The 7351-nt window shown below is 38.4% G+C and carries 10 protein-coding genes; 9 read left to right on the top strand and 1 reads right to left on the bottom strand.

What is annotated here, in order from left to right:
• Positions 1 to 128: 128 nt before the first annotated feature.
• Positions 129 to 947, bottom strand: a complete 819-nt coding sequence (locus tag PGY05_RS15475; RefSeq protein WP_270476267.1) for a LytTR family transcriptional regulator DNA-binding domain-containing protein — start codon at positions 945 to 947, stop codon at positions 129 to 131.
• A gap of 285 nt (positions 948 to 1232) precedes the next feature.
• On the opposite strand from PGY05_RS15475, the gene PGY05_RS15470 reads away from it, so the two are divergent.
• From PGY05_RS15470 to PGY05_RS15430, 9 genes are all read left to right on the top strand, one after another.
• A complete protein-coding gene (locus PGY05_RS15470) occupies positions 1233 to 1745 on the top strand; it encodes an HD domain-containing protein (RefSeq protein ID WP_055248911.1) in 513 nt (170 codons plus the stop codon).
• A gap of 28 nt (positions 1746 to 1773) precedes the next feature.
• On the top strand, positions 1774 to 2046 hold the full coding sequence (locus PGY05_RS15465) for a hypothetical protein (protein ID WP_008369091.1): 273 nt from the start codon (positions 1774 to 1776) through the stop codon (positions 2044 to 2046).
• 44 nt (positions 2047 to 2090) lie between these two features.
• A complete protein-coding gene (locus PGY05_RS15460; RefSeq protein WP_270476266.1) occupies positions 2091 to 2957 on the top strand; it encodes a TrmH family RNA methyltransferase in 867 nt (288 codons plus the stop codon).
• Positions 2958 to 3439: 482 nt separating this feature from the next.
• Positions 3440 to 4222 carry a ZIP family metal transporter gene (locus PGY05_RS15455; RefSeq protein WP_270476265.1) on the top strand — a complete coding sequence of 261 codons (783 nt, stop codon included), beginning with the start codon at positions 3440 to 3442 and terminating at the stop codon, positions 4220 to 4222.
• Positions 4223 to 4241: 19 nt separating this feature from the next.
• Complete coding sequence (locus tag PGY05_RS15450; protein ID WP_270476264.1) at positions 4242 to 5153, top strand: ketopantoate reductase family protein; 912 nt, start codon at positions 4242 to 4244, stop codon at positions 5151 to 5153.
• Between the two features lie 13 nt (positions 5154 to 5166).
• The gene (locus tag PGY05_RS15445) at positions 5167 to 5835 is read left to right on the top strand and encodes a class I SAM-dependent methyltransferase (RefSeq protein WP_270476263.1); all 669 of its coding nucleotides are present in this window, start codon (positions 5167 to 5169) and stop codon (positions 5833 to 5835) included.
• Complete coding sequence (locus tag PGY05_RS15440) at positions 5825 to 6526, top strand: transglutaminase-like domain-containing protein (RefSeq protein WP_117834805.1); 702 nt, start codon at positions 5825 to 5827, stop codon at positions 6524 to 6526. The genes PGY05_RS15445 and PGY05_RS15440 overlap by 11 nt, the downstream gene beginning before the upstream one ends.
• Positions 6501 to 6689, top strand: coding sequence for a class I SAM-dependent methyltransferase (locus tag PGY05_RS16735; RefSeq protein WP_334304107.1), 189 nt, complete (start codon positions 6501 to 6503; stop codon positions 6687 to 6689). Before PGY05_RS15440 ends, PGY05_RS16735 begins: the two co-directional genes overlap by 26 nt.
• Positions 6605 to 7303, top strand: coding sequence for a cytidylate kinase-like family protein (locus tag PGY05_RS15430; protein ID WP_330673033.1), 699 nt, complete (start codon positions 6605 to 6607; stop codon positions 7301 to 7303). Before PGY05_RS16735 ends, PGY05_RS15430 begins: the two co-directional genes overlap by 85 nt.
• The last annotated feature ends 48 nt before the right edge of the window (positions 7304 to 7351 follow it).

Below are 7351 nucleotides of genomic sequence, written 5' to 3'. Positions count from 1 at the left end.
CGGGGAAGAAAAAATTTTCGTTATTTAATTTGTCTACTTGACGGGTAGCACACCAAAATCAAGGACTTCCGCACTTTTTTGTTTACAGAAAAATAATTTTGTAATCGCATACGCCAAATAGCAGAACACTAAGACGGAATCAATACACATGCACAATATCCGCTGGCAGGTTGAAAACAGTAGATGGTCAGAGTCTTGTCGATTTCCGGACTATAATCCTGCAGGATATGTTTATTGCCGTTTAACGCCACATCCGCATAAGTAACAAGCCATTTTTTATCCCCATTTTCAAAGACTTCATAAAAGGAATGATTCAACATTTCTGAAACGGGAACGCCCTCAACAACAGCCATTTCATCATTACAGTAACGGAATACAAAGTCTACACCATGTCCCTCCGCATCAAATACAAGTTCAATAATACAAAAAGCAAGTGGCATATCATTGAGAAAGCTACAGCTATCAAATAATTGAAGTGAGCTGTCTTCTGAAACCTCCGAATAGTTCTGCACATTTAAACCAAGTGACTTACGGATTTGTTTGTGCTGACTCAGATTACGTTTTCTTCCTTGAAAGACAGCACCATCAGTCATTGTATAAAGTCCTTTGTCAGATATATGAACAATTTGATTTTTTCGAAGAACAACGTCCTTTGAGATATTTAGAAAATCTTCTTCCGGCAAGTAGAGCATAAGTTCTTTTATCGGGATTGTAGTCGCAATGCTCTCTCCCGAGGAAAACGTAATGATTGTGTGAGGATTCTGTCTGGTAAGGTAAAAAATATCTGAAATTTTGATATTTTTTCGTTCGAAATATAGTGGAACATTATAACACATAGATATTAATTTTTTAACTTGCCTTTTGAGAGAGGAGAAAATTCTTTTTTCAAAGGGCTTTTTTCTATTTATGCAGATATTCGTAACTACAAGATAAAGCTCAAATTTCATATACTCTAAGTACATTGAAAAATTTGCTTCCAAGTACAAATTATATTTGCCGACAAAAGAAGAACTGAAAGCGGAGATTGAAACTCAAAAGGCAATGTTTTATCTTCAGCAGCAGGACAAGCGAAGCAAATAGAGAATTAACTGTAAAAAGTTAGAGCTCCATTTGTGTGTTCCATGGGCGCGCTCTAGCAGGTGCAAGACTAGAATACAAAAAATAGATTTGCGAATGAAAAGTGTGCTATAGTTATAAAAGATAAATCAGAAGAAGTCAGGAGGAAGAATGCAATGAAAGACGAAAAATCTAAAATAACAGCAGTTGCCATTGAAAAAATGATTGATTTTTATCAGGGGAATTTGAGAGATATCGAACATTTCCTGAAAGTATGGGCGTATGCAAAGACGATAGGGGAGCAGGAAAGTGTGGATGAAAACACACAGGGAATTCTTGAACTTGCAGCTGTGGTGCATGATATATCCTGTCCACTTTGCCGTGAAAAATATGGAAACACAAATGGTAAAAATCAGGAACTTGAAAGTGAACCGCTGGTAAAGGAGTTTTTTGAAGGAATGCCTGTATCAGAACAGAAAGTGGAGCGTATTATCTGGCTGGTCACACATCATCATACATACACCAATATAGATGGGATTGATTATCAGATTTTAATAGAGGCAGATTTTCTTGTAAATGCAAGTGAGAGTAATTTTTCAAAAGTGTCGATTGAAAATGCGAAATCCCGTATTTTTAAGACGGCAGCGGGATGCAGATTGTTGGAATCAATATTTTTAAGAGAAGAATAATAAAAAGCATTATATTGGAGAATAATTTATGGCACAATCAAAACAGGATGAATTATACAAAGCACTGCAACAGAAAGGCTATCCGGACAGCCTTTGCAGGGAAATTGCTTATAAACAGATGAACACAGATTATACAGCAACAAGAATGCTCGGCTATCTGTACCGCATATCAGATCCGCGACCGGAAGATGTGGTGGATGAGATGCTGGCAATTCTAAGCGATCGGAACGCAATTATCCAGAAAAAAGAATTGGAACATGCGCAGGCAACGATCAATAAGGTGTATCGCGAAGGTCTGTAAAAGGTGATCAGATTAAATATGCGGATGAAAACAGGGGAAAAGAAATGCTGAACGTAATAGAAATCAAAGACTTTAATGCGCCGGAATTGGATATTTATGCCAGGTGCACAGAAGCACGGCTTCTGAATAAAGATCACCCAGAAGATGGAATGTTCATTGCGGAAAGTCCGAAGGTGATCGGCAGAGCGTTGGATGCAGGTTATGAGCCATTGTCTGTTCTTGTTGAAAAGAAGCAGATGGAAGAGAATGAAGAAACAATCCAGATTATGAACAGATTTGATGACACGAAAGTATCGATTTTTACAGCGGATTTTGAGGTGCTGACTAAATTGACAGGCTTCAAACTGACCAGAGGAATGCTTTGCGCAATGAGACGGAAACCGCTTCGAAAATTTCAGGATCTGTGTGATGGGATAAACAGAATCGCGATTCTTGAAAATGTGCAGAATCCGACAAATGTAGGAGCAATTTTCCGGTCTGCAGCGGCTCTTAATATGGAGGCGGTACTTCTGAGTCCGGGATGCAGTGATCCGCTTTACAGACGGGCTTCCAGGGTGAGTATGGGAACCGTATTTCAGATTCCGTGGACATTTATCCGGGATAGCAATGAAATGCGGTGCAAGCGGGAAGTAATCTGGCCAAAACAGGTGATTGCAGAATTGAAAAAGCTTGGCTATAAGACGGCAGCACTTGCGTTGACTGATGATTCGGTCAGCATCGATGATTCGGAACTGATGAAGGAAGAAAAGTTGGCAGTTATTCTTGGAAATGAAGGTGAAGGACTGGAAAACGAGACAATAGCGCTATGTGATTATACGGTTAAAATTCCGATGACACATGGCGTTGATTCGCTGAATGTGGCAGCGGCGAGTGCGGTGGCATTCTGGCAGCTTGGGAAAATAATTCTGTAATGGTAACCGTATTGTATCAGATGACACGAAGGAGGAAAGAGATTTGACAGAACGTTTTCAGAAGATTGATGCAGCAATCGTAGAGTCGAATGCAAAAACGTAGAATTTACACCTTTGGAAGATATGATATTTTTACAGTACTGCTGTCAGAAGGAGATACAACCATAACATTATTGTGTGAAAGAGTAAATTCCACCGCCCAGTTTTGTAAATTGTTGAAAGAAATATATTGTTATATGATTACGTAAGTGATATACTTAAGCATAAGAGAACCGTGTAAAATTACAGTTTGCTTTTTGCACGGTTTTCTTTATACTAGATGGTTAGTTGAAACTAACACAATGAAAGTATGAAAGATTATAGAATAACATATATTAGGTATTAGGCAATATAATCAATAAGCTATAGAACTAATACTATACCGCTGAAGATAATTATTTTTGCCAATGAATTTTTTCGAGCATATATGGAAGAAAAATATAATGCGAATAAATATTTTTGAAGGTATACTGATTCCGTTTGTTGGAACAACGCTAGGTGCAGCATGCGTGTTTTTTATGAGAAAAACACTTAGCAAGTTACTGCAACGTGCACTTGCAGGGTTTGCAGCAGGTATAATGGTTGCGGCTTCAATCTGGAGTCTTCTGATTCCGGCAATTAAACAATCTGAGAATATGGGAACTTTATCGTTTGTTCCTGCAGTTGCTGGGTTCTGGATTGGTATATTGTTTTTACGCGCACTTGATCATTTGATTCCGCATCTTCATGTTGGAAGTGATCAGGCAGAGGGACCGAAAAGCAAACTTGGCCGTACTACGATGATGGTGTTGGCAGTTACATTACATAACATCCCTGAAGGTATGGCAGTTGGTGTAATGTATGCTGGATTTCTTGCTGAAAATGCACAGATTACAGCAACAAGTGCACTTGCTTTATCACTTGGAATTGCTATCCAGAATTTTCCAGAAGGAGCGATTATATCCATGCCGCTTAGGGCAGAGGGGGAAAGTAAGAGAAAGGCATTTCTGGGAGGTGTACTTTCAGGAGTGGTTGAACCGATTGGAGCAGTACTGACGATTCTTGCTGCACAGCTGGTAATCCCGGCATTACCATATTTACTCAGCTTTGCAGCAGGAGCTATGTTATATGTCGTGGTTGAAGAACTAATTCCGGAAATGTCTCAGGGACAGCACTCAAATATCGGTACGCTTTTCTTTGCACTTGGATTTAGTTTGATGATGATCTTGGATGTGACACTGGGGTAAGAGGAGAGGAATGATTCTTATGAGAATATTGATTTATGGTGCGGGTGTGATCGGCTCCTTGTATGCAGCTTTATTTGCAGAAGCCGGTTATGATACAAGTATTTATGCCAGAGGAAAAAGATTTGAGGCTTTAAGAAATAATGGATTGCTATATAAGAAAAATCAGGAAGTAATAAAGGCAGAAATTAGGATTCTTGGAGAACTACCAAACGATGATATTTATGATTTTGTCTTGCTTACTGTCCGGGAAAACCAGCTGTATGAAGCACTGATTGAATTGAAAAATAATAAAAGTAATACGATTGTTACAATGATAAATTCACTGGGCAGTTACAATAAATGGGAAAACATTGTTGGAAAAGGGAGAATATTACCGGCTTTTCCAGGAGCAGGCGGAAGTATAAATGATGATGGTATCCTTGATGCAGCACTCACTCCAAGGTTGATTCAGCCGACAACATTTGCAGAAATATCAGGAAATAAATCCGAAAGAACTAAGCAGTTTTCAGAGATATTGAGGCATGCTCATATACCATACCAGAAAGTAACGGATATGCATCTATGGCAGCTTTGTCATCTTGCTATGGTGGTACCGATTGCGGATGCGTATTATGAATCAGACGATCCGGAGAAAGTGGAAAAAGAATGGAAAATTATGAGGAAAACAGCGGAAAGGCTGAAAAGAAATTTTAACTTTTTGCGAAAACAAAAGGGTAAACTGTCACCATGGAAAATGAATATTTTTCGCTTTTTGCCATTGTCATTTCTGACGATTATGCTGGCAGTTACATTTGGAAGTAGTTTTGGAGATAAATTTATGTATCAACATGCTATGAAGGCACCAGATGAAATGAGGGAATTGCGTAAGCAGTTTTATGCTTATATGAAAAGAATGAAGAAATGCGGATGCAAGACGAAAAAGGTACTGTGATTGGAGAAAAAGTATGAAAAATGAAGAATATAAAAAAATGTCAATTAAAGAGTTTACAAAAGCAGCAGGAAGATATGAAAGTAGCCATGCTGGTATTTACGAAATGTGCAAGAAGGATTATCCGGATATTCTGGAAGAATTAGAGAAGGAGCCATTTAGAGATTTATTGGATGCAGGCTGCGGACCTGCTCCGATGATTTCTTTATTAGCAGAAAAATATCCAGATCGACATTATACAGGACTGGATCTGACTCCTGCCATGATTGAACAGGCAAAAAAGAAAAATATTTCAAATGCAACATTTGTTGTAGGAGACTGTGAGAACTTTCCTTTTGAAAAGGATTCATTTGATGCAATTATTTGTTCTATGAGCTTCCATCATTATCCGAATCCACAGGCATTTTTTGACAGTGTGAAAAGATGTCTTCGCCCAAATGGAAGATTGATACTGAGAGATGTGACCAGTGACAATAAAGTATTGGTATGGCTAATGAATACATTGGAAATGCTGTTGGCAAATATATGCGGACATGGAGATGTCCAAGTGCCAACAAGAGATGTGGTCATAAAATGTTGCAAAAAAGCAGGATTAAAAATAGAAAAATTTGAAATTCGTAAAGGTATGCGAATGCATTGTGTTGTGAGAAAACCTATGGGAAAGGCGATAGGAAATGAAAGATAAGTATCTTAGGGAAACACGAATGGTTGATTTTTCTAATCCGGCAATTCAAAAACTTATTCAAAATATGAAATGGAAGGAAATGGGTGAATTTGAAAGGATTAAGGCAATCTACAACTATGTAAGAGATGATGTTTTATTTGGATATAATATTGATGATGGAATTTCAGCTTCAAAAGTACTTGCAGATGGTTATGGACAATGTAATACAAAAGGAACTTTATTTATGGCACTTTTACGTGCCTGCAATATTCCATGCAGAGTACATGGTTTTACGATTGATAAAAGATTGCAGAAAGGGGCTATGACCGGGTTTGTTTACCGTAATGCTCCAAAAAGTATTTTCCATAGCTGGGTAGAAATTAATTTCGAAAATCAGTGGTACGAACTGGAAGCTTTCATTTTGGATAAAACCTACATAAAGAAGTTGCAGGAACAAAATTCGGAATGTACAGGTGCATTTTGCGGTTATGGAGTAGCAGTCAAAGATTTCAGAAATCTCATTATTGAGTTTGATAGGAACAATACTTATATTCAGAGCGAGGGAATCAATCAGGATTTTGGTGTTTATGATTGTCCAGATGAACTATTGAAGGAACATCATCAAGAAATTTCAGCCTTTAAAGCATTTGTTTATAGACATATTGGAAGACACCTCATGAATCGTAATGTCAGAAAGATCAGAGAACGATAGTTTTAAGCTTTTAGATACTGTTGTCAGTATGAATGGTTTTCATGCATTTCCGGACAAGCAAAAAGCATTTCATGAAATATGGCGTGTTTTGAAACCGGGCGGCAATTTCATTGCCTGCTTTTATATCAGGGGAAAATCGCAACGGACAGACTGGCTGGTATAAGAGAAGGTACTGTTATTGCTGCCCTTCTGGTAGGCTTTATCGCCAGACTCATCGGTAAGAAACTTGCATTCCTGAAAGATATGATTTTCCCGGAAAGCGTATCTGCAGAAAACAAGAACGAAGCAAAAGAACAGACAGCAGGGACCACCGGATACACACCGGAATTCGTTAAGAAAAACAAGGAGATCATGACAAACAGTCTTCTTTATGATCTGGTCAATCAGATGTATCTGAATACAGACAGACGGGATGAAGCGCCGAAGGATAAAATTTTCGAGGCAGAATGCCAGGTTGTACGCAATCTTGCGAAAAAAGGCAATTGCGTGATAGTAGGCCGTTGTGCAGATTACGTTCTCAGAAATTCCGGAAACTGTTTGAAAGTATTTTTTTCAGCACCTCTTGTGAGCAGAATTAGAAGAGTGGCACAGAGACAGAATATCTCTGAGGGAGAAGCCAAAGCTACGGTTCAGAAAAATGAAAAACTGCGTGCAGATAACTATTGCTATTACACCCGACGTATGTGTGGTGCAGCCGGAAACTTTGATCTCAGCCTGAATACAGATTTGGGAGAAGAATTTATTGAGAACTGCATCCGCAGTGCTATGAAACTGTAAAAATATAGAAAGCCTTATAATATTTGTTGTAAATGATATAGACCCTTA

It is taken from the genome of Coprococcus sp. AF51-11b1 (assembly GCF_027682785.1).
GTDB classification, from domain to species: domain Bacteria; phylum Bacillota; class Clostridia; order Lachnospirales; family Lachnospiraceae; genus Allocoprococcus; species Allocoprococcus comes.
This window is presented reverse-complemented; position numbering and strand designations above follow the sequence as displayed.